General features: G+C 71.3%; 18 protein-coding genes. 12 read left to right on the top strand and 6 right to left on the bottom strand.

Going from position 1 to position 21,496, the window contains the following annotated elements; translation table 11 throughout:
* Positions 1–1,992: an amino acid permease gene (locus M3M55_RS12280; protein ID WP_249009791.1), complete on the bottom strand. Its 1,992-nt coding sequence runs from the start codon at positions 1,990–1,992 to the stop codon at positions 1–3.
* Between the two features lie 50 nt (positions 1,993–2,042).
* Complete coding sequence (locus tag M3M55_RS12285; protein WP_249009792.1) at positions 2,043–2,225, bottom strand: hypothetical protein; 183 nt, start codon at positions 2,223–2,225, stop codon at positions 2,043–2,045.
* Positions 2,226–2,381: 156 nt separating this feature from the next.
* Here M3M55_RS12285 and M3M55_RS12290 point away from each other — a divergent pair, with 156 nt between their 5' ends.
* From M3M55_RS12290 to M3M55_RS12325, 8 genes are all read left to right on the top strand, one after another.
* The gene (locus M3M55_RS12290; RefSeq protein ID WP_249009793.1) at positions 2,382–3,668 is read left to right on the top strand and encodes a citrate/2-methylcitrate synthase; all 1,287 of its coding nucleotides are present in this window, start codon (positions 2,382–2,384) and stop codon (positions 3,666–3,668) included.
* Positions 3,665–5,239, top strand: a complete 1,575-nt coding sequence (locus tag M3M55_RS12295) for a hypothetical protein (RefSeq protein WP_249009794.1) — start codon at positions 3,665–3,667, stop codon at positions 5,237–5,239. The genes M3M55_RS12290 and M3M55_RS12295 overlap by 4 nt, the downstream gene beginning before the upstream one ends.
* Positions 5,240–5,436: 197 nt before the next feature.
* Positions 5,437–5,526: a potassium-transporting ATPase subunit F gene (locus M3M55_RS12300; protein WP_249009795.1), complete on the top strand. Its 90-nt coding sequence runs from the start codon at positions 5,437–5,439 to the stop codon at positions 5,524–5,526.
* 3 nt (positions 5,527–5,529) lie between these two features.
* Positions 5,530–7,305, top strand: a complete 1,776-nt coding sequence (gene kdpA, locus M3M55_RS12305; RefSeq protein ID WP_249009796.1) for a potassium-transporting ATPase subunit KdpA — start codon at positions 5,530–5,532, stop codon at positions 7,303–7,305.
* Between the two features lie 15 nt (positions 7,306–7,320).
* Positions 7,321–7,980, top strand: a complete 660-nt coding sequence (locus M3M55_RS12310) for a potassium-transporting ATPase subunit C (protein ID WP_249009797.1) — start codon at positions 7,321–7,323, stop codon at positions 7,978–7,980.
* On the top strand, positions 7,981–10,092 hold the full coding sequence (kdpB, locus tag M3M55_RS12315; protein ID WP_249009798.1) for a potassium-transporting ATPase subunit KdpB: 2,112 nt from the start codon (positions 7,981–7,983) through the stop codon (positions 10,090–10,092).
* A 26-nt stretch (positions 10,093–10,118) separates the two neighbouring features.
* A complete protein-coding gene (locus M3M55_RS12320) occupies positions 10,119–11,243 on the top strand; it encodes a histidine kinase (RefSeq protein WP_249009799.1) in 1,125 nt (374 codons plus the stop codon).
* Positions 11,244–11,759, top strand: a complete 516-nt coding sequence (locus M3M55_RS12325; protein ID WP_249009800.1) for a universal stress protein — start codon at positions 11,244–11,246, stop codon at positions 11,757–11,759.
* 48 nt (positions 11,760–11,807) lie between these two features.
* On the opposite strand, the gene M3M55_RS12330 is transcribed toward M3M55_RS12325, so the two are convergent.
* Positions 11,808–12,509, bottom strand: a complete 702-nt coding sequence (locus tag M3M55_RS12330; protein WP_249009801.1) for a dienelactone hydrolase family protein — start codon at positions 12,507–12,509, stop codon at positions 11,808–11,810.
* Positions 12,510–12,588: 79 nt separating this feature from the next.
* Between M3M55_RS12330 and M3M55_RS12335 the strand changes: the two genes are divergently transcribed.
* Complete coding sequence (locus tag M3M55_RS12335) at positions 12,589–13,338, top strand: sulfite exporter TauE/SafE family protein (protein WP_249009802.1); 750 nt, start codon at positions 12,589–12,591, stop codon at positions 13,336–13,338.
* Positions 13,339–13,403: 65 nt separating this feature from the next.
* On the opposite strand, the gene M3M55_RS12340 is transcribed toward M3M55_RS12335, so the two are convergent.
* Both M3M55_RS12340 and M3M55_RS12345 read right to left on the bottom strand, forming a co-directional pair.
* The gene (locus M3M55_RS12340) at positions 13,404–15,809 is read right to left on the bottom strand and encodes a redoxin domain-containing protein (RefSeq protein ID WP_249009803.1); all 2,406 of its coding nucleotides are present in this window, start codon (positions 15,807–15,809) and stop codon (positions 13,404–13,406) included.
* A complete protein-coding gene (locus tag M3M55_RS12345) occupies positions 15,806–16,462 on the bottom strand; it encodes a hypothetical protein (protein ID WP_249009804.1) in 657 nt (218 codons plus the stop codon). Before M3M55_RS12345 ends, M3M55_RS12340 begins: the two co-directional genes overlap by 4 nt.
* Positions 16,463–16,469: 7 nt before the next feature.
* Here M3M55_RS12345 and M3M55_RS12350 point away from each other — a divergent pair, with 7 nt between their 5' ends.
* Together M3M55_RS12350 and M3M55_RS12355 are read left to right on the top strand one after the other, a co-directional pair.
* The gene (locus tag M3M55_RS12350; protein WP_249009805.1) at positions 16,470–17,405 is read left to right on the top strand and encodes a hypothetical protein; all 936 of its coding nucleotides are present in this window, start codon (positions 16,470–16,472) and stop codon (positions 17,403–17,405) included.
* Positions 17,402–17,986 (top strand): hypothetical protein, encoded by a 585-nt coding sequence (locus tag M3M55_RS12355; RefSeq protein WP_249009806.1) that lies wholly within the window; start codon positions 17,402–17,404, stop codon positions 17,984–17,986. Before M3M55_RS12350 ends, M3M55_RS12355 begins: the two co-directional genes overlap by 4 nt.
* 39 nt (positions 17,987–18,025) lie before the next feature.
* Here the strand turns inward: M3M55_RS12355 and M3M55_RS12360 are convergent, their stop codons facing one another.
* The gene (locus tag M3M55_RS12360; protein WP_249009807.1) at positions 18,026–19,834 is read right to left on the bottom strand and encodes an APC family permease; all 1,809 of its coding nucleotides are present in this window, start codon (positions 19,832–19,834) and stop codon (positions 18,026–18,028) included.
* A gap of 57 nt (positions 19,835–19,891) precedes the next feature.
* Between M3M55_RS12360 and M3M55_RS12365 the strand changes: the two genes are divergently transcribed.
* Complete coding sequence (locus M3M55_RS12365; RefSeq protein ID WP_249009808.1) at positions 19,892–21,343, top strand: MFS transporter; 1,452 nt, start codon at positions 19,892–19,894, stop codon at positions 21,341–21,343.
* Positions 21,344–21,496: the final 153 nt, after the last annotated feature.

Raw genomic sequence — 21,496 nt, forward strand, 5'->3', positions numbered from 1 at the left:
TCAGCCTCGGGGCTCGGGGAAGACAGGACCGGGGTCGGCTCCGACGACCGCCGCCGGATCGGTCGGCGTGGGCGCGGTGACCGGTGGCGAGGCGGGCGGGAGCGATCGATCGGGGGCGGCGGTGAGGATGACCCGACACGGCGCCTTGGCGATCACGTACCGTGAGACGTCGCCGACAAGAGCGTCGAGGGGCCCGCGGCGGCCACCCAGCCGCGCCCCGCCGCGCACCGGCGCCGGCTCCTCGGCCGCGAGGACGATCAGCTCGACGCCGCGGCGTTGGGCTTCCCGGACGATCCCCTGCCCGGCCCGGCGGGCCCGGACGATCGCGGTCGCGACCTGGACTCCCTCATACTCCTCCCCGACCTGCTTGGCGCGCTGCAGCGCAGCCCGGGCGCGAGCCACCTGGGGCTCGGGCAGCGGCGCCTCGAGCGGCAGGGACATCGGCACCTCGATCACCCAGATCGCCTCGATCACCGCGCCTCCGTCAGGGTCATCCTCACGGGTCTCCCCGGCGAGTCGGCCGGCCGTCTGGATGATGTCGTCGTCGATCGCCTCGCCGAACACCGGCACGAGGATCGAGCCGAACTCGGTGCGGGCGGTGGTGTCACGGCGGAGGGCCTGTTCGGCGATCGTCACCCGACGGAGGATCGGCTTGCCCTGGCTCTTGCGATATCCGACGTAGAGGGCGAGACCGGAGAGCAGCCACCCGGTCCCGACGTAACGGGCGCCGCCGTGGAAGATCATCAGCGCGAGCCAGCCCGCCACCGACGCGAGCACGCCGATGACGGTCGGCAGCGGGAGCGAACCACCCCGGAAGGGGACAGACCACGGCACCCGGTAGGCCCGCTCGGCGTTCGGCTCACGGAAGCGCAGGGCGATGATCGAGACGTGCGCGACGGTGAAGGCGACGAGCGCCCCGAAGGCGTAGATGCCGATGAGGAACTCGAGGTTCTGGGGGATCACGAGCGCCGCGGCGGCGAATGCGGCGGTGACGATGACGATCCAGGGGGTGCTCCAGCGGGCCGAGAGACGCCCCAGTGCCGATGGGATCTGCCGGTTGGTGGCGAGGGCGTAACCGACGCGGGAGACGCCCATCTGGGCGACTCCGGCAGCGGAGGCCAGCACGACCGCTCCGGTGACCCCGACGACGAACTTGAGCACGTCGGCGATCCCGTGCGGGCGCAGGGACTCGACGATTCCGAGCACGGGCGCGGAGAGATGTCCCTGTCCGAGGGCGGTGTAGCCGTCCTGGACCGGGAGGGCGGCGACGCCGACGATCGCGATCCCGACGTAGATGACGATGATCGCCGCCGAGCCGAATCCCATCAGCCGGCGCATGTCCCCCGGGCGCGCCCGGAGCTCGCTCGCGTAGCTCGCGGCGGTCTCCAGGCCGGCGAAGGCGATCACTCCAGCCGGAAGCGCGAATCCGAGCCCCGACAGGGAGGGACGGCCGGCCCCGAGGTGGACGGCGTGGACGAGGTGGGAGGGGCTGAAGACGAGCAGCACCCCGAGCACGATCACCCCGAGCTGAACGACGAGGTCGACGGTGATGATCGAGAGCCGGCGGCGCAGCCGTTGCCCGCTGACGCCGGTGATCGAATCGGCGCTGACGGCGGCGATCACCACGAGCGATGCGATCAGCCGTGGCGCCCCGTGCGCGAGCGGGTGCCAGAAGACGGACAGATAGGCGGGGACCGCGAGCGCGGTCACCGCGATCAGGATCGTGTAGTCGAGCACGAGGGACCAGGCGGCGACGAAGCTGACGAGTTCGTTGAAGGCGTAGCGACCGAAGGCGGCGGCGCCGCCGCGGCCTTCGGGATGCAGCGACGCGCCCTCCGCGTAGGTCATCGCGGTGAGCTGGAAGAAGACGGCGGCGAGGATGAACACCTCGGGGGTGAGCCCGTCGGCGTGATGGGCGATCACGCCGAGGGCGAAATACACGGAGCTGACGGAGGCGGCGTAGACGAGCCCGAACAGCGAGCGGGCGCTCATCGGCGGCCGCTCACCTCGGGGGCCGGCCTCGGCCGGACGCCGGAGCCCGCTCACCGAGCTCCCCGGAGCAGATACAGGCGGCCGATCCCGGCGGCGAGGAACAGCACGCCGAGGATGAGGCCGACGGCGAGCGCACCGCCGCCGGCGGCGAGGGTACGCACGATCATCGCGACTCCGACGAGCGCCATCAGGACCGAGAACACCGCGGTGAAACGGGCGCGAGGATCAGACATGTGCGGGCAAGGTTAGGGCCACGGGACAGCGGATGCGCGAACCGCCGAACCGGCCGGCGGGCGGGCGGGATCGCCTCTGACGGGGCGGCCTGCCACCATGAGTTCCGCAAGGCCCGCCCCCCTGGCCGCTCAGCCCATGCCATTTCAGGAGCCCAGATGCCGAAAGAGACCCTGACGGTCACGGACAACCGGACCGGCGAGAGTTATGAGGTGCCGATCAACCGCGGCGCGATCCGGGCGTCCGATCTCGTCGGCCGCTACAGCACCGCTGTCGGTCCCGAGCTCGTCATCTATGACCCTGGCCTGGCCAATACGGCCGCCTGCGCGTCGGGGGTGACGAACATCCACCTCCAGCAGGGCGTACTCGAACACCGCGGGTATCGGATCGAGGACCTCGCCGAGCACGCGAGCTTCACCGAGGTCGCCTATCTGCTCCTCCACGGCGACCTGCCGACACCCGCCCAGCTCGCCCGCTGGGAGTCGGAGATCGCCACGCGGAAGTTCGTGCATGAGAACGTGAAGTCGTTCATCGCCGGATTCCGCTACGACGCCGCGCCGATGGGGATCGTCGCCGCCGCCGTCGGCGCTCTCGGCAGCTTCTACCCGGACGCCGGCGACATCTTCGGCGAACAGGCCCGGGAGGCGCAGATCCTCCGCCTGCTCGCGAAGATGCCGACGCTGGCCGCCTACGCCTACCGACATGGCAGCGGTCGTCCCTACGTCAACCCCTCCGACGATCTCAGCTACACCGGCAACCTGCTGTCGATGATCTTCAAGATGTCAGAGCTGCGCTACAGCGTCGATCCCGAGGTCGAGCGCGCCCTCGAGGTACTGCTGATCGTGCACGCAGACCACGAGCAGTCCGCGGCGACGACCGCCGTGCGCGCCGTCGGGTCCAACCACTCGGACCCCTACGCGGCGGTCGCCGCCGGCCTCTACGCCCTGTCGGGCCCGATGCGCGGCGCCGCCGACCTCCAGGCCCTGCAGATGTTGCGCACGATCGGCTCGGTGTCAGCCGTCGACGCCTATTTGGAGACGGTCAAGACGGGTGAGGGACGGTTGATGGGCTTTGGCCACCCGATCTACCGAGCCGCTGATCCACGTGCCCAGATCGTCCGCCACCACCTCGACATCCTCAGCGAGCACGCTCCCGCGAGCCCCCTGCTGGCGGTCGCCGACGCCCTCGCCGAACGGACCGCCGAGGACGAGTACTTCGTCTCCCGCGGCATCCACATCAACGCCGGGCTCTACACCGGCCTGCTCTACCAGGCGATCGGGATCCCGGATGAGATCATCGGCGTCATCTTCGCCGTCGCCCGCTCAGCCGGGTTCCTCGCCCAGTGGCTCGAGATGGTCAAGGATCCCGAGCAGGTCACCCTCCGTCCCCGCCAACTCTACGTCGGTCCCGGCCCCCGGACCTTCACCCCGCTGTCAGCTCGGTGAAGTCCCTCCGCGTAGCGCCGCTCGGCGTGGTCGTCGTCCTCTGCCTGGCCGCACCCGCCCTCGCGCTGATCATCCATCGGCTCCACGTCGGCGCCGACCGTACCGTCGTGACGATCCCGCTCGGCGGCGGACCGGCGGCGAGCGCATCGGTCCCCGAGAGAGTCATCGAACAGACCCCGGGGACCGTCACGGCCGCCGCCCAGCAGGCGGGCTCCCAGGCCGCGACGGTGACCGTCGGCAGGCCCCCGTCCGCCTCCGCCATCCCCCCCGGCTTCCTGGGGATCTCGACCGAGTTCCCGGCGATCCCCGGCTACGGGGCCGCAGCGAGACTGTTCGGCCAGACGGTCGCCAACCTCAGCCCGGGCGCCCGTCCGGTGATCCGGATCGGCGGCGACTCGACCGACCACTCCTGGATCCCGGTTCCCGGTGAGCAGAACGGCGGCCTGTGGAACCGCCTCGGCCCCCGCTGGTTTTCCGCGCTCAAGACGATCGCCGCCACGAGCCACGGCATGTTCACGATGGGGCTCAACATGGAGGTCGGCAACCAGGCGATCCCGATCGCCGAGGCGAAGGCGTTCCGGGCCGCGCTCGGATCGTCCCTCGGCGCCCTCGAGCCCGGCAACGAACCTGACCTCTACACGGTCTTTCCGTGGTACGCCGCCGGAGGCCGCACGTTCTTCGCCCGTCGGCCGAGTTGGTCACCGGAGGCCTACGTCGCCGAGCTTCACCGGGTGATCCCCGCCCTCGGTGACACGCCGCTGTGGGGCCCGTCCCTCGATGACAAGTCACGCTGGTGGCAATCCCTCCCCGCCCTGGCGGCAGCTGAGCCGCACCTCACCACGATCACCGACCACGTATACGGGACGAGTTGCTACGTCGCTCCGACCTCGCGTCACACGCCGACGGTCGCCCACCTGCTCTCCCCGACGGCCTCCACGGACCTCGTCGGTGACTACGGACCCGAGCTCGCCTACGCCCGCGCCCACCACGACGCCTTCCGGATCGAGGAGATCAACACGGTCACCTGCGCGGGGGCCGAGTCGATCCCCGGCTTCGCCTCGGCGATCTGGCCCCTACAGGCTGGGTTCGCCCTCGCGCGCAGCGGCGTGAGCGGACTCAACGTGCAGACCAACCCGCCCGCCAAGACGCACCTGTTCGCCTTCAGGCACGGTCGGGTCAGCGTCTCGGACGAGTACTACGGCTGGATGGTGTTCGCCCGGGCAACCCCTCCGGGGGCTCACCTCCTCGCCACCTCGGTGAGCGGCGACCCAACCGTCAGCGCCGACGCGACGTCGGCGGGCGGACAGACGAACGTGATCCTGATCAACACGAGCGCGACGCACGCGGCGACCGTCACCCTGGCCGTGCCCGGATCGGGTCAGGCGACCGTCGAGGCGCTCCGCGGCGCCGGTCTGGACCGGGCCGGGTCGATGAGCTTCGCCGGGATGTCGATCTCCCCGACGACCGGGCAGCTGAGCGGTCACCCGACCGTCTCGGTCCTCGGTGGCAGCGGCCGCTTCTCGGTCACGCTCGCACCGGCGAGCGTCGATCTCGTGATCGCCGCGCCGTAGCCGACCGCGACGCATTGGGGGCGGCCGACCGGGGCGCCTTCACAAAACCTTGATGCCCCTCCGGCGTTTCTGCACGGCACCTTCACGACCGGCAAGCGAGCCTGTCGGCCATGGACATCGTCGCCGTACTCCTTGGACTGCTCAGCTTCGCCGTGCTGCTCGGCATGGTCTGGGCGATCGACCGGATCTGATCGTCGATGAACGGATCAGACCTCTTCGGGCTTGTCGTCTCGGCAGCCGTCTGCGCGTACCTCCTCTACGCGCTGCTGCGCGGGGAACGGTTCTAGGCGATGACCGTCGACGGTTGGCTCACCATCGTCCTGTTCATCGTCGTCCTCACCGCCCTGGCGGTGCCGCTCGGCGGTTACATGGCCGCCGTGTACTCGGACGAGCGCACCTGGCTCGATCCGCTGCTGGGCGGCCCCGAGCGGTTGATCTATCGCGCGCTCGGCGTCGACCGCGAACGGGGTCAGGACTGGAAGAGCTACGCCAAGAGCCTGATCATCTTCTCGCTCGTCGGCTGGCTCCTGCTCTACCTGATCCTGCGGACCCAGACGGTGTGGGGCTTCAGCGGGCTCAACCCGGAGGGCTTTCATTCGATGCCCGCCAACGTCGCCTTCAACACGACATCCTCGTTCCTCACCAACACGAACTGGCAGTACTACGGCGGGGAGACGACGCTGAGCTACTTCAGCCAGATGGTCGGCCTCGCAGTGGAGAACTTCGTCTCGGCCGCGGTCGGGATCAGCGTCGCGGTCGCCCTCATCCGCGGGATCGCCGGCCGTTCGGGCCGGAGCCTTGGCAACTTCTACGTCGACGTCACCCGCACGCTCCTCTACGTCTTCATCCCCCTGGCGCTGATCGTGGCGATCCTCCTCCTCTCCCAGGGGGTGATCGACAACTTCCGCGCCTACGTCTCCTTCAAGGGAATCACCGGCGTCAGCCAGACGATCGCGATGGGCCCCGTCGCCCTGCAGGAGGCGATCAAGCTGCTGGGCACCAACGGCGGCGGCTTCTTCAACACGAACTCCGCCCATCCGTTCGAGAACCCGACGGCCTTCTCCAACTTCGTCGAGATGCTCGCCGTCCTCGTGATCCCGGCCGGCCTCGTGTTCACCTACGGGAAGATGGTCGGCTCCCGCCGCCAGGGCCTGTCGATCTATTCGGCGATGATGATGATGTTCCTCGGCGCCGTCGTCGTCGTGTACATCGCCGAGGCGCACGGCTCCCCCGCCCAGCACGCCGCCGGTCTGCACACCGCCTATGTGAACGGGGCCGGCGGCAACCTCGAGGGCAAGGAGCAGCGCTTCGGTATCGCCTCCTCGGCGCTGTTCAACGTCGTCACGACGGTCACCTCCTGCGGGGCAGTCAACTCGGCGCTGGAGTCCTTCACCGGGCTCGGGGGGGCGATCCCGTTCGCGGACCTGTCGGTGTCGGAGGTGATCTTCGGCGGCGTGGGCACCGGTCTGTACTCGATCCTCCTCTACGTCCTCCTCGCCGTGTTCATCGGCGGCCTGATGGTCGGACGCACGCCCGAGTACATCGGCAAGAAGATCGAGGCGCGGGAGATCAAGCTCGTGGTGATCGGCCTGCTCGTCACACCGCTGGCCGCCCTCGTCTCCACAGCGCTGGCCGTCTCCTCCCGGGCTGGACGAGTGTCGATTGACACCGCCGTCACCGGCCACGGACCGCAGGGCTTCTCCGAGACCTTCTACGCCTACCTGTCCCAGGCCAACAACAACGGTTCGGCGTTCGCCGGCTACAGCGGGCTCGTGCAGCCGCGCGCCGGCAATCTCGGAGCCCACGGGATCGGCCTGGCCGACTACCTCGGGGGCTTCACGATGCTCGCCGCCCGCTACATCCCGATCCTGTTCGTCCTCGCGATCGCGGGATCGCTCGCCGCCAAGCGGGTCGCCCCTACCGGCCTGGGCACGATGCGAACCGACAACGGCACGTTCGTCGTGCTGCTGATCGGCGTGATCACCGTGGTCGGGGCCCTCACCTTCTTCCCGGCCCTCCTGCTCGGCCCCGTCGTCCAGGGCCTCACCGGCCACCTCTACCCCTAGGAGCGTTGCTCAGAGATGCGAACCGTCCCCCATGACCTCCTCACCGCGCTGCGGGCGATGCTCGTCTTCACGGTGCTCTGCGGCATCCTCGTCCCACTCGTCGTGTTCGGCGTCGGCCAGGCTGCCTTCTCCGCCAACGCGAACGGCCAGCTTGTCCACTACCGCGGCCATCTTGTCGGCTCGAACCTGATCGGCCAGAACTTCGCCGACCCGGTCCTGCGCCACGGCCGCCCCGTGCTCGCCGCCGGCGTTCCGGAGACCACCCCGGACCCGCGGTTCTTCCAGACCCGCCCGTCCGGAACGACGCCGGCCGACAACGATGCGGCGACGACCTTTGCCAACTACGGGCCGAACTCGACGATTACGCTGCAGGCAATCCGCGCGAACATCGCTGCCTACATCGCGCTCAACGGGCGCTACGTTCCCGGCGGTCTCACCGCCGCGAAGGTCCCCGTCGACGCCGCCGACACGTCCGCCTCCGGCGTCGACCCCGACATCTCACCGGCCAACGCGGCCCTCCAGGCATACCGCGTCGCCGCCGTCGACCATCTCCCGCTCGCCCGCGTCCGGGCGCTGATCGCCGCCAACACGGGCGCGCGTGGCCTCGGGATTCTCGGTGAACCGACCGTCAACGTCCTCGAACTCAACCTCGCGATCGATCGGATGATCAAGTAGATGGGCACCGTCACCGCACCCCCTCCCCCACCCGGCCCGACGACCACGGGCGGCTCCCGCCAGGCCATCTCCGTGTTCAGAGGCGACATCGCCCGACGGGCCCTGATCGACTCGCTGCTCAAGCTCGATCCGCGCGTCCAGGTCCGCAACCCGGTGATGTTCGTCGTCGAGCTCGGCGCGGCGATCACCACCGTCACATGGGTGATCCAGCTCGCCGGAGGCCACGCCCTCGCCGGCCACGACCCCGCCTGGTACACGTTCACGATCGCCGTCTGGCTGTGGCTGACCGTCGTCTTTGCCAACCTCGCGGAGGCGTTCGCGGAGGGTCGCGGCCGCGCCCAGGCCGACACGCTGCGGTCGATGCGCCAGGACACCGTCGCGACGATGCTCGACGGAACGACCAAGCGGGCCGATGCGCTCACCCGCGGGGACCGGGTCGTCGTCCTCGCCGGGGAGCTGATCCCCGGCGACGGCACCGTCGTGGAGGGCATCGCCTCCGTCGACGAGTCGGCGATCACCGGTGAGTCCGCCCCGGTGATCCGCGAGTCCGGCGGGGACCGCTCGGCGGTCACCGGCGGCACCCGGGTCCTGTCGGACCGGATCGTCGTCGAGATCACCCAGGAGCCGGGGCAGTCCTTCCTCGACCGGATGATCGCCCTCGTCGAGGGTGCGGCCCGGCGCAAGACCCCGAATGAGATCGCCCTCGGCATCCTGCTCGCCGGGCTCACGCTCGTGTTCATGATCGTCGTCGTGACCCTGCGGCCCTTCGGGCTGTTCGCCGGCACCGCGATCTCGGACACGACGCTCATCTCGCTGCTCGTCGCCCTCATCCCGACGACGATCGGCGCGCTGCTGTCGGCGATCGGCATCGCCGGCATGGACCGTCTCGTGCGCCGCAACGTGCTCGCCCTGTCGGGCCGGGCGGTCGAGGCCTCCGGTGATGTCGACGTGCTGCTGCTCGACAAGACCGGCACGATCACCATCGGCAACCGGCTCGCGTCTGAGTTCATCCCGATGCCGGGGGTCGCCGAGGCCGAGCTCGCCGAGGTCGCCCAGCTCGCCTCCCTCGCGGATGAGACCCCGGAGGGGCGCTCGATCGTGGTCCTCGCCAAGCAATACGGCCTGCGCGAGCATGACATGAGCGCGCTCGGGGCAACGTTCGTCCCGTTCACCGCCCAGACGCGGATGAGCGGCGTCGACATCGGCGGCCAACAGCTCCGCAAGGGCGCCGGGGACGCGGTGATCGGCTTCGTCAACGCGGCTGGCGGCCGTCCGCCGGCCGAGCTCCAGCCCGCCCTGGACCGGATCGCCCGCGAGGGCGGCACTCCGCTGGCGGTCGCCCGCGACTCCCAGGTGATGGGGGTGATCTATCTCAAGGACACGGTCAAGGAGGGGATGCGCCAGCGCTTTGACCAGCTCCGCGCGATGGGGATCCGGACGATCATGATCACCGGGGACAACCGGCTCACCGCCGCGAAGATCGCGGAGGAGGCGGGTGTCGACGACTTCCTCGCCGAGGCGACCCCGGAGAAGAAGCTCGAGCTGATCCGGGAGCAGCAGAACCAGGGCCGGATGGTCGCGATGACCGGGGATGGCACCAACGACGCCCCCGCCCTCGCCCAAGCTGACGTCGGCGTGGCGATGAACACCGGCACCCAGGCGGCCCGGGAGGCCGGCAACATGGTCGACCTCGACTCCAACCCGACGAAGCTGATTGAGATCGTCGAGGTCGGCAAGCAGCTGCTGATCACCCGCGGAGCGCTGACGACCTTCAGCATCGCCAATGACGTCGCCAAGTACTTCGCGATCCTGCCGGCGATCTTCGCCGCCACCTGGGCATACGCGGGCAGCCACGGGAAGGGGCCGCTGTCGGTGCTCAACGTGATGGGGCTCGGGGACCCGCGCTCGGCGGTGATCTCAGCGATCGTCTTCAACGCCATCGTGATCCCCCTGCTGATCCCGATCTCGCTGAAGGGCGTCCAGTTCCGACCGATCGGTGCCTCCGCCCTGCTGCGCCGTAACCTGCTCATCTACGGTCTCGGCGGCCTGATCGCCCCGTTCATCGGGATCAAGCTGATCGACCTGATCGTCCACAACCTGCTCGGTGCCTGAGGCCGCCGCCGCGGCGATAGGTCGGCATGGCACGGGATCTCACGGCAACGGTCGCTCAACTCGCCCCCCCCGTGGGGCGCGGGCGCCACAAGATCTTCCTCGGCATGGCCGCCGGGGTCGGCAAGACCTACCGGATGCTCCAGGAGGGACGGGCCGAGGCCGAGGCCGGCCGGGACGTGGTGATCGGCTACCTCGAGCCCCACGACCGGCCGGACACGGCCGCCCAGGCGGTCGGGTTGGAGGTGCTGCCTCGCCGCGGGGTCAGCTACCGCAACAACCGGATCGAGGAGCTTGACCTGGTCGGCATCCTCACGCGCGATCCGGAGCTGTGCCTGATCGACGAGCTCGCCCACACCAACGCCCCCGGCGTCGAGCACGCCAAGCGCTACGAGGACGTCGAGGAGGTTCTCGCCGCGGGCGTCGATGTCTATTCGACCGTCAACGTCCAGCACCTGGAGGGGCTCAACGACCGGGTGAGCGAGCTCACCGGCATCCGGGTCCGCGAGACGATCCCCGACCGGCTGCTGTCCGAGGCCGATGAGGTCGTGCTCGTCGACCTCACCCCGGAGGCGCTGATCGAACGCCTCCGTGCCGGCAAGATCTACCCGCCCGACGCGATCGGGGCCGCCCTCGACGGGTTCTTCCGGATCGAGAACCTCGCCGCGCTGCGCGAGACCGCCCTGCGCCAGGTCGCCGAGGAGGTCGAGGCCAAGCGGGTCCGGACCGATCACGCCGACCGGCTGCTTGCCCTCATCACCCCCCAGCCGGGTGCCCAGCGGATCGTCCGCCGGGCCTGGCGGACCGCCCAGCGGATCGGAGCCGAGCTCGACGTGCTGTGGGTGGCCGGCCGTGAGCCGACCGCCGCCGAGGAGGAGCAGCTCGCCGCCCTGCGCAGCCTCACCTCCGTCCTCGGCGCCCACCTGCTCGTCGAGTACGGCGAACCGGTTGCCGAGGTGATCGCACGGGTCGTGGGTGAGCGGGCGAGCACGTTCGTCGTCGTCGGCGCTCCCCGGCCTCGCGGCTCGCTCGCGCGGCTGCTCGCTCCTGAGCTCGCACTCCAACTGCTCGCCCGGCTTCCCGGGGTCGACGTCCAGATCGTCGCCGCCCGGGCCGCCCCGGCGCGCCACGCCGACCGAGAGGAGAGGTCCTAGATGGTGATCGTCGCCGTGGCGATCCTCGCCGCCGCCCTGCTGTTGACGTTCGGGCTCCGGCGGGCCCGCGGGGCCAAGACGACCGCGCCCCTCGCCCGCGGTCCGGAACGCGTTCTGTTCCCCTACGTCGCCGGTCCCGGCGCTCCCGCCGCCTTGGACGTCGCGCTCCGGCTCACCCGTTCAGAAGCGGGCACCCTCGTTCCCGTCTACCTCGCGCGGGTGCCGCTCCATCTCAGCCTCGACGCGCCGCTGCCCCGTCAGTCCCAGACGGTCCTCACCCTCCAGGAGCGGATCGAGGCCCGGGCGGCGAGCACCGGAGTTCCGGTCGACTCACGCGTTCACCGGGGCCGCTCGGTCCGTCACGCCCTGCGTGAGACGATCGCCCACGAGCGCTTTGACCGGATCGTCGTCGCCGCCGCCCACCGCAACGAGACCGGCGGCTTTGACGCCGATGACATCGCCTGGCTGCTGCGGACCGCGCCGGGCGAGATCGTCGTCCTCCGCGGCGCCGACTGACGGTGGGGCTCCGCCCCGGAGCCGCGAGCCCGCGGCACTCGGTTCGTCTCAGCGCAGGTGCGCCTCGAAGAAGTCGTCGATCCGCCGCCAGGCGTCCTCGGCGGCGGCGTGCTCGTAGTTGAACCCGACCATCCGCATCAGCGGCCCGAACGGGCCGGTGCTGATCCGGTTCATGAAGCTGTGCCCCGCCTCGGGGTACTCCTTGACGTCGTGGGGAACTCCGACGGCCTGCAGGGCCGTCTCGAGCCGCGCCGCCCGGCCGGGCAGGCTCCGGTCCCGCGCCCCGTAGCTGGCGACGACCGGGCAGGCCCCGGCGAGCCGCTGGGCCGCATCGGCGGGCACCTCACCATAGTTGACCGACGCGGCCTGAAAGGGGAAGCGCGGGGCACACAGCAGGGCAAAGCCGCCGCCCATGCAGAAGCCGATGATCCCGATCTTCCCCGTGCAGTCGGCGCGGTCAGCGAGCCAGACGCGGGCGGCCTCGATGTCGGCGTAGGCCTCCCCGGTCCCCGACCGGGACGCCGACAGGGTCGCCATCACGCAGCGCAGCCCGCGACCCGAGTACAGGTCGGGGGCGAAGGCGAGGTAGCCGGCGGCGGCGAGCCGGTCCGCCTGGACGCGAATGTCGTCGCTGAGCCCGAGGGCGTCCATGATCACGACGACGCCGGGAAACGGGCCCGCTCCCCGCGGTTGGGCGAGGTAGGCGCCGAGCTCCCGTCCGGGCGCCGGGGCGTAGCTGAGGTCGGGCATGGGCGCGACGCTAGCGCACCTCGGCCGGGGCCGCATGGAGCGCACGCGGCCTGGGCGGCATGTTCTAGCGTGAGGGCCCATGACCGTCCTTCACGCGGCGGCGATCTTCGCCGTCGGCATCGCCGCCGGGACGGTGAACACGGTCGTCGGCTCGGGCACCCTGCTGACCTTTCCGACCCTGCTCGCCTTCGGCTACGCCCCGCTCGTGGCGAACGTCTCCAACAACATCGGGCTCGTGCCCGGGACCGTGTCGGGCGCCTGGGGCTACCGACGGCTGCTCGCCGGCCAGCGCGCCCGGGTGCTGCCCCTCGCGGTCGCCTCCACGCTCGGCGGGATCATTGGCGCCGTCCTCCTCCTCAGCCTTCCGCCGAGCGCCTTTGCGGCGATCGTGCCCGTCTTCATCGCCGTCGCGCTTCTGCTCATCGTCGCCCAGCGGCCGATCAGCCGCTGGCTCGCCACCGACCGGGGGGCGCCGCGTACCGGCGCCAGCGCGTCGGCGCGCCTCGGCGTCGCCTGCTCGGGCGTCTACGGCGGCTACTTCGGCGCCGCCCAGGGGATCCTGCTGCTGGCGATCCTCGGCCTCACCGTCGACGACGAGCTCCAGCGCCTCAACGCCGCCAAGGTCGTCCTCGCCGGCACGGTCAACTGTGTCGCCGGGGTCATCTTCGTCTTCGTCGCCCATGTCAACTGGGCCGTCGCGGGCCTGATCGCCGCCGGCTCCCTGCTCGGCGGCATGTTCGGCGCCCGCTTTGGCCAGCGTCTCTCCCCCACGGTGCTGCGCTGGCTGATCGTGATCGTCGGCGTCGTGGCGATCGTCAAGCTGCTCTGAGCCCACCACGGCCGGCCGGCGCGACCGCCCGCCGGCCATGGATGGCCGTCACCGCGCCGAGCCGCTCAGCCGGTCGCGTACCCGGAGATCTGGGCGGCGAGCTGCTGCTCGGAGGAGTACTCGCCGATCTGGATGTAGGTCCGCTGGCCGGCCGCGTTGAAGAAGATCGTCGTCGGGGTTCCCTCGACGCCGCCGGGGAGCAGCGCCGCCGGAACCGACCCGGAGGAGATCGCATAGCTCGGGTAGGAGACGTGGTGGCGGGCGAGGAAGCCCAGCGCGGCGGCCTGGCTCGCGTCGTCGTAGTCGACCCCGAGGAAGGCGACGTGCTTCCCGTACCGCGCCGATTCGGTGGCAAACCAAGGGAACTCCTGCTGGCAGGGGGCGCAGGTGGAGGCCCACACGTTGACGACGACGGGGTGTCCGCGCAGCGCCCGCAGCCGGGCGACGAGCGCCGCGCCGCCGCCGGTGAGGATGTCGCTCGCCTGGCGGTGCAGTGCGGCGAGGGCGGGCGGGGATCCCGTGAGAGCGCGGGCGACCCCGGTGGCGGTCGGCGCCCCCGCCGCCGGCTTCAGCGCCGCGGGGATCGTGCTCGCGAGCGTCTTCAGCGTCGGCCAGCCCTGTGTGTAGATCTCCTGGGTCCACGGCGTCGTCGCCGTCGGGTCCGTGGTCGTGTCGTGGGCGCCGGGGACGGCGAGCACGAACCACGGTTCTCCGGTCACCCCGTACCCGTCGGCGAGCCGTCCGGTCGTGTCGATCGCCACCGGATAATCGAGGTGCATCCCGGCGAGGAAGCTCCTCAGCGCCTGGGGGCCAGGTTCGACGCTCGCCTCGTCGACGGCGGTGATCGGCGGCAGCCCGCGGCGGCGGGCGAGGCGCGCGTAGGCGTTGAGGGACTCCATCTCCGCCCGGATCGGGGTCGACTGCTGATCCCAGCTGGCAAAGAACAGGTACAGGTGCGGCCCGCCGGTTCCGACCCGGACCGTGCCGCCGCCGTAACGGGGCAGGGTCGCCGGGGTGTTCGGGGCGATCCCGCGGATCGGGGCGTAGGAGAAGTGGGTGCTGACGGGCGGGTGGCCGGGCAGCAGCCGCGAGGCCTCCTGGGCGAGCTCCTGGCCGAACTGGCCGATCGCCGCGTAGGAGGAGTAGGTGAGGTAGGCCTGGCGGAGCCGGCCCTGGGGGTCGATCACGAACAGCGCGGGGGTGTGGTCGATCAGGTTCGACCTCGCGTTGATGTCCCCGCCGACCCCGTAGGCGTCCCACACCCGTTGAAGCTGGGCGAGGCGGCCGGTGAGGAAGTGCCACTGGCCGATCAGCCCGTGCAGCTGGGTGTAGGCGGCGACGTCCTGGATCTGGGTCGAGCGCCAGTTCGCGTTGACGCCGAGCAGTTGCACGTCCTTGCCCGCCGGCCCGAGCGAGCGCTTCGCGTCGACCATCGCCTGGGTGGTGAGCGGACAGATCGTCTGGCACTCGTCGTCGGTGAAGGAGAGCAGGACGACCTTGCCCCGGTACTGGCGGAGGCTGACGCTCTGCCCGGTCTCGTCGGTGAGCCTGAAGTTGGGGGCCGGACGGTCGCCGAGAGAGGTTCCGGTCGTCAGGAACGGGTTGGTCGCCAGCGCGCTCGGGCCGTCAGCCTGGGCGCCGCTGGAGTGCACGACGACGGCGAGCACCACGAGGGCGCCAAGAGCACCGAGCCCGAGCGCGAGCCCGGGAACGGCGATCCCGCCGCGAGACAGCAGCGCCCGTCCGCGGGCGAGGCCGCGACGGCGTCGCCACAGGGCCGGCGCCCAGAACACCGCCCCGAGGATCACGAGCAGGCCGACGGCGATCACCCACGGGCTGACCGTGCGGGCGCGGGCAGCGGCTGTGGGCTCGCTGCCCGCGGCGGACGCCGCCGAGCTGCGGGCGAGAAGGCCGCTCGGAGCGGTCGCGGCGGCTGCGGTCGCGCGCTGGGTGAGCGTCGCCGAGCGAGCGGCGCGGGCGAGTGCGGCCGGGGCGACGCCGGCGCTCACCTCGACCTCGCGGACCGCCGTCTGCGCGGCGGCGGTGAGCGCGGCCGGACCGGGTCCGGTGGTGATGTGGGTGATGCTCGCGCCGGTGACGTGCCGGTACCAGAAGAAGCCGATCCCCTGGGGCATCACGACGACAAGCCGGCCGCTGTAGGCGAGCTCGAGCTCGGTCCCGAGGTAGCGGGCATAGGCGGCCGGCTGGCCCCACAGCGCGGTGACGGTGCCGAGGTCGGCGGCGTGGCCGATGATCGCCACGCGGACCGGGGCGTGCAGGGCTGTCGTCGCGTTGAGCAGCCGGCCGAGGGCGAGCTCCTGGGCGGTGGAGAGGTTGTCGTCGGCGCCCGCGAACAGGTTCTGGTAGACGAGCACGTCCGAGCCGGGGTCGCCGTCGGCCCGGGCGAGGGACGGCAGGGCACCGGCGAGCAGCACGAGCAGACAGACGACGGTGAGCCCGAGGCGTCTCATGCGGCCACCCGCGCCCGCAGCGGTCGGGCGCGCAGACTCGCCGTCCAGACGCCCGCGAGGATCACCGCCCCGACGAGCAGGCCGATCAGCGGCAGCGGGCTCCCGGAGCCGCCCGCGGCGGCGTGGACACGGACGGCCCCGACGTTGACGTGCAGGCCGTTGTCAGCTGCGAGACGGCCGAGCACGTACTGGGCGCCACCGGCAAGGTCCCCACCGGGGGCGTTGAGGCCGCCGAGGGCCTTCTGATCCGCCGCGGAGGGGGTCGTGGCGGGGACGTAGAGACCGTATCCCTGCGGCATCACGACGAGGACGGCGCCGTGGAACTGCAGCGACAGCTCCCGACCGAGGTAGTAGGCGTACTGCGCCGGCTGCTTCCACAGCTCGGTGACCGTGCCGAGGTCCGCCGCGGAGGCGATCAGCGCGACCCGAATCGGCAGTCCCGCCCGCGTGATCGCCTGCGTCGTCGCGGCGAGCTGGGCGGCCTGCTGGGGGCTCGCCCCGGAGTCGGGCGGGTTGAAGACGGGGTCGAAGACGAGCACGTCACTGGCCGGGTCACCGTCGGCGAGGGCGGCCGGGGCAAACCCGGCGGCCAGCCCTGTCAGCGCGAGGAGCGCAAGAATGACGGCGATGATCCGACGCACGGCGCTTCTCATTATGGCGGTGAGCCTTGTCCTCGGCCTGGGCGCGCCGGCCGCCGCCCTCGCCGACGGCCCGGTCGACCCGATCGCGACGAACTTCGCCGCCCGGGTGCTCCACACCCCGCCCGGTGTCGTCGCCAAGGTCGTCGACGGCTACCTGCAGCTGTGGGTGTCCGTCGCCCCCGGGCACCGGGTGACGATCCTCGATCAGCTCGGTGCGCCGTGGCTGCGCTTCGGTCCCGACGGCGTGTTCGAGAACCACAACTCGCTGCTCTACTACATCTCCCAGGTCCCCGTCGAGGCGATCCCGCCCAAGGACATCACCGCCGCTACGCCGCCCCACTGGTTCAAGGTGAGCGGGGGGCACAGCTGGATGTGGCGCGACGGTCGCCTGCAGGCCTTCGCGCACCAGAGCCTCCCTCCAGGCACCCGCTATGCGGGTCCCTGGAGCATCGGCGTGATCGCCGACGGGGTCCACACCGCCATCTCCGGCGGCCTGTACGTGCGACCCGCCCCGACGGTCGTCTGGTTCTGGCCGGTGGCGGTGATCCTCCTCTGCGTGATCGCCGCCTGGCGGGTGCGGTCCGACGGGCTCGACCGCCGGGTCGTCCGCTGGCTCACCCACGGTCTGCTCGGGGCGCTCGCGATCGTCGCCGTCGCCCGGCTCCTGCACGGCCGCCCGAACGTCAGCGTCGTCCAGATCATCGAGTTCGTCGCCGCCCTCGCCGGGATCGGCACCGGCGTGGCGTGGTCCATCCGCGGCCGGTTCCCCGCGGCGATCCCGTTCATCGTCGGGTTCATCGCGCTGTGGGCCGGGCTCACCTTCCTCCCCGTGCTCACCCACTGGGACGCCCAGCTGATCCTCCCCGCCTGGATCGACCGGGCCGCCACCGTCCTGCTGCTCGGCGGCAGCCTCGGCCTCGTGCTTCTCGCGATGCGCCGGCCGTTGGTGGAATGACCGGCCCCGGTGTCCGGCGCCGGCCTGGTCGGGTCGCCGCACTCGGGTTGGCCGCCGGCCTGCTGCTCACCGGGTGTGGCGGGACGGACCCGCCCGCACCACGCCGGGCGTCACTGAGCGCTCCCGCGGCGATCCACATTCCCGCGCGTCTGCTCGCCGAGATGCGACCGATCGGCGCCGGGGTGCGCTTTCACCCGCCGGTGCGGGGCCGTCCGACCGGCGTCTGCGCGCCCCGGCCCGGACGTGAGGAGGCCCATCTCGAGCTGTTCGGCGCCAACCGGGTCGTGCTGATCGCCGCCGGCGTCGGTATCCGCGGCCGCTGTGTCGGCAACGCGGTGACGACCGACCCGACCGGGGTCGTCCACTTCCGCCCCGGAGCGACCCTCGCTGATCTGTTCCGGGCCTGGGGTGAGCCGCTCACCGCCACCCGGATGGCCTCCTTCCGCGGCCCGGTCCGCTACTACCTCGACGGCCGGCGGGTCAGCCACCCGCCGGCGTTGCGTGAGCACGCGGAGATCGTCATCGAGGTCGGCCCCTACGTCCCCCCGCACGTCCGCTTCACCTTCCCGCCCGGGCTCTGAGTCGGCCGGAGTGGTCCCGGGGAGTCGGGATCGCCACCTTCAGTCGTGCAGGTGCAGCCCGAGGGTGGCGATGACAACATCCGTCCGCGCGCGCAGCACCGCCGCGAGCAGGCGTCCCCGCTGGTTGTGGAGGATCTCGTGCCGGCGCTTGCGCGGCAGGATCTCCGGAATCAGCACGGTGATCGTCGTGTCCGGACTGTCCTGCTCGGTTTGACGGACGTAGCGATAGACCGGGCGCAGCAGCGAGCGGTGCTTGTCGATGAGCACCTCGAGAGGCACAGCGGAATCCCACTCGTCCCAGGCACTCAGCAGGTGGCGGCGCTCCTCCTCATTCCCGGCGACGGCGACGGCGATGACCGTCTCGCCGAGTGACAGCGCGGCGCTGAGTGCCCGCTCGGTGAGCAGGCTCACCGTCGTGGTCGGAACGATCACCACCGACTCCCGGCGCACGGGGCGAGGCGGGGTGAAACCGAGGCGCAGCTCCCGTCCGACCTCGGCGTAGTAGCGCTCGATCCGGTGGAAGGTGAAGATGAGACCGGGGATCACGATCACGAGCACCCAGGCGCCCTCGGTGAACTTGGAGAAGACGAAGATCACGGCGGCGAGTCCGCTCATCATCATCCCGGTCCCGTTGAGGGCGATCCGCAGCCGCCAGCGGGCGGGCCGTTGGGCGCGCCAGCGGCGGACGAGCCCGAACTGGGAGAGGGTGAAGCCGATGAACACCCCGATCGCATACATCGGAATGAGCGCGTTGACGTTCGCACCCGTCAGCGTCAGCAGCAGCGCGGCGGCGATCGCGAGGGCGGCGATCCCGTGTCGGAACACCGGTCGCTCACCGCGCAGGTAGAACATGTGTGGGAGGCGGTGGTCGCGGGCGAGCAGCGACATCACGACCGGCAGGCCGCCGAAGGACGTGTTGGCGGCCAGCCCGAGCACGGCGGCGACCGACAGGTTCGAGACGTAGAAGAGGATGCCCTTGCCGAACGCACCGGCGGCGAGTTGGGCGAGGATCGTCACCCCGGAGCGCTCACTGACGTGATGGAGCTTGATCAGGGCGCACAGCCCGACGAGCATCACCCCGAGCAGGAGGCCGAGCAGGAGCTCGGTGCGCTGGGCGGTCCGCACCCTCGGCGCGCGGAATGCCGGCGTCCCGTTGGCGATCGCCTCGACCCCGGTGAGCGCCGAGCAGCCGGCGGCGAACGCCTTGAGGATGAGCACGACCCCGAGTGCCTCGACGACCGGGAAGTGCTCGCGGGTGCCGATCACCGCCGCCGGATGGCTGTGGAACGGGCCGACGACGACGATCGCGAGCGTGCTCAGCACGAACACGGCGGTGAAGGGCATCAGCGCCTTCGCCGATTCGGCGATTCCGAACCAGTTGAGCGCCGTCAACGTGACGAGCGCGACGAGGCAGATGAGCAGCAGGTGGTGTGACAGGGCGGGGAACGCCGACCCGAGTGCGGCGGCCCCAGCCGCGAGGGAGACCGCGACCGTCAGGGTGTAGTCGACGACGAGGGAGGCGGCGGCGAGCAGGGACGCCCAGCTGCCGATCTCCGCCTTGGAGACCGCATAGGCCCCGCCGCCGTCGGGGAAGGCGGCGATCACCTGCGAGTAGGAGATCACCAGGAGGATGAGCATCCCGGTGATCACGAGCGCGATCGGCAGCGTCCACGTGAGGGCGGCGACCCCGCCGGCGAGCAGCTGGGCGACCATCGCGTCGGGGCCGTAGGCGACCGAGGAGAGCGCGTCGAGGGACAGGGCGGACAGCCCGCCGATCACCCCGAGCTCGTGGCCGCCGTCGGCGTGCTTGCCCGCTCGGGGCCGGAATCTGCGCTCGAGGGCGGACATTGGGGAGGAGCTCGGACGGCCGGGGCCGTGGCGAAGCTGCTGAGTACATTGACAGATGTGACCGTGCTGGACTCACGCATCCCGGATCCGACGGGTGCGCCGAGCCGGCGCCGGCGCCTGGCGATCCTCGCGATCTGCTGTCTCAGCCTGCTGCTGGTCGCCCTCGACACCTCGATCGTCAACGTCGCCCTGCCGGCGATCCACCGTGACCTCAAGGCGAGCCTGTCCGAGCTGCAGTGGACCCTCGACGCCTACACGCTCGTGCTCGCGAGCCTGCTGATGCTGGCGGGCTCGACCGCGGATCGCCTCGGGCGCAAGCCGGTGTTCCTCACCGGCGTCGTCATCTTCACCACCGGCTCGGCGCTGTGCGCCCTCGCGCCGAGTCTCGGCTTCCTCATCGCCGCACGGGTCCTGCAGGCGGTCGGCGGATCGATGCTCAACCCGGTCGCGCTGTCGATCATCCGTGACGTGTTCACCGACCCGCGTGAGCGCGCCCAGGCGATCGGCGTGTGGGGAGCGGTCGTCGGGATCGCCACCGCGCTCGGCCCGGTGCTCGGCGGCGCGCTCGTCGACGGGCCCGGGTGGCGGTTCGTCTTCCTCGTCAACGTCCCGGTCGGCATCACCGCGCTCATCCTCACCGTCCTGTTCGTCCCCAACTCACGCGCCCAGCGGGCCCGCCGGCCTGACCCGGTCGGCCAGGGGCTGATCCTCGTCGGCCTCGGGGCGCTCGTGTTCGGGATCATCGAGGGCGCCCGCGACGGCTGGGGTTCGCCGACGATCGTCGGCGCCTTCCTGCTCGCGCTCGCCTGCTTCGGGGCGCTCGTCCCCTGGGAGCTGCGCCGCCGCGACCCGCTCCTGGAGGTCCGCTTCTTCAGGTCGCGGCCGTTCACCGGCGCGACCGGAACCGCGGTCGCCGCGTTTGCCGCCCTCGGCGGCTTCCTCTTCCTCAACACCCTCTACCTCCAGGACGCGCGCGGGTTCTCGGCCCTTCACGCCGGCCTCTACAGCCTCCCGACCGCGCTGATGATGCTGTTCTTCGCCCCCCTCAGCGGGCGGATCGTCGGCAGCCGCGGCGCACGCGTGCCGCTCGTCGGCGCCGGCGTGCTGATCACCGTCGCCCCCCTCCTGTTCCTCGGGTTGAGCACCCACACCTCGACGGTGACCCTGTTCATCGCCTATCTGCTGATTGGCGTCGGCTTCGGGATCGTCAACCCGCCGATCACCAACACGGCGGTGTCGGGGATGCCGCCGGCCCAGTCGGGGGTCGCCGCCGCGGTCGCCTCGACCGGCCGGCAGGTCGGCTTCGCGCTCGGGGTCGCGGTCGCGGGCGCGGTCACCGGCCTCGGGGCGACCGGACAGATCGGGCGGTCCTTCGCGACCGCCACCCATCCGGGGTGGGCGGTGCTGTCCGGGATGGGCCTGATCGTCCTCGCCCTGGGCCTCTGGAGCAGTACCGCAGCCGCGCAGGGTTCGGCCGAGCGGACCGCGGTCGCGCTCGGCAACGTCTGAGCCGCTTGGGGCGTTCGGGGCCTGACGGGCCCCCGGACCGGTGCGTGCTCGGAATGAGGGGGGACTTTTGTGTCGACAGGACGCAAAAGTCCCCCCTCATCTCCGGGAAGGGAGGCCGACGTGACCGCACGCCTCCCCGGGGCGGGCGGGCCG

It is taken from the genome of Conexibacter sp. DBS9H8 (assembly GCF_023330685.1).
GTDB lineage: Bacteria > Actinomycetota > Thermoleophilia > Solirubrobacterales > Solirubrobacteraceae > Palsa-465.

Excerpts from the sequence above, each read along its gene's own strand:
- M3M55_RS12280 (WP_249009791.1), bottom strand. The coding sequence starts at position 1,992 with ATGAGCGCCCGCTCGCTGTTCGGGCTCGTCTACGCCGCCTCCGTCAGC.
- M3M55_RS12320 (WP_249009799.1), top strand. The coding sequence starts at position 10,119 with ATGGCACGGGATCTCACGGCAACGGTCGCTCAACTCGCCCCCCCCGTG.
- M3M55_RS12340 (WP_249009803.1), bottom strand. The coding sequence starts at position 15,809 with ATGAGACGCCTCGGGCTCACCGTCGTCTGTCTGCTCGTGCTGCTCGCC.
- kdpB (WP_249009798.1), top strand. The coding sequence starts at position 7,981 with ATGGGCACCGTCACCGCACCCCCTCCCCCACCCGGCCCGACGACCACG.
- M3M55_RS12345 (WP_249009804.1), bottom strand. The coding sequence starts at position 16,462 with ATGAGAAGCGCCGTGCGTCGGATCATCGCCGTCATTCTTGCGCTCCTC.
- M3M55_RS12285 (WP_249009792.1), bottom strand. The coding sequence starts at position 2,225 with ATGTCTGATCCTCGCGCCCGTTTCACCGCGGTGTTCTCGGTCCTGATG.
- M3M55_RS12330 (WP_249009801.1), bottom strand. The coding sequence starts at position 12,509 with ATGCCCGACCTCAGCTACGCCCCGGCGCCCGGACGGGAGCTCGGCGCC.
- M3M55_RS12360 (WP_249009807.1), bottom strand. The coding sequence starts at position 19,834 with ATGTCCGCCCTCGAGCGCAGATTCCGGCCCCGAGCGGGCAAGCACGCC.
- M3M55_RS12355 (WP_249009806.1), top strand. The coding sequence starts at position 17,402 with ATGACCGGCCCCGGTGTCCGGCGCCGGCCTGGTCGGGTCGCCGCACTC.
- M3M55_RS12300 (WP_249009795.1), top strand. The coding sequence starts at position 5,437 with ATGAACGGATCAGACCTCTTCGGGCTTGTCGTCTCGGCAGCCGTCTGC.
- M3M55_RS12335 (WP_249009802.1), top strand. The coding sequence starts at position 12,589 with ATGACCGTCCTTCACGCGGCGGCGATCTTCGCCGTCGGCATCGCCGCC.
- M3M55_RS12325 (WP_249009800.1), top strand. The coding sequence starts at position 11,244 with ATGGTGATCGTCGCCGTGGCGATCCTCGCCGCCGCCCTGCTGTTGACG.
- M3M55_RS12290 (WP_249009793.1), top strand. The coding sequence starts at position 2,382 with ATGCCGAAAGAGACCCTGACGGTCACGGACAACCGGACCGGCGAGAGT.
- M3M55_RS12310 (WP_249009797.1), top strand. The coding sequence starts at position 7,321 with ATGCGAACCGTCCCCCATGACCTCCTCACCGCGCTGCGGGCGATGCTC.
- kdpA (WP_249009796.1), top strand. The coding sequence starts at position 5,530 with ATGACCGTCGACGGTTGGCTCACCATCGTCCTGTTCATCGTCGTCCTC.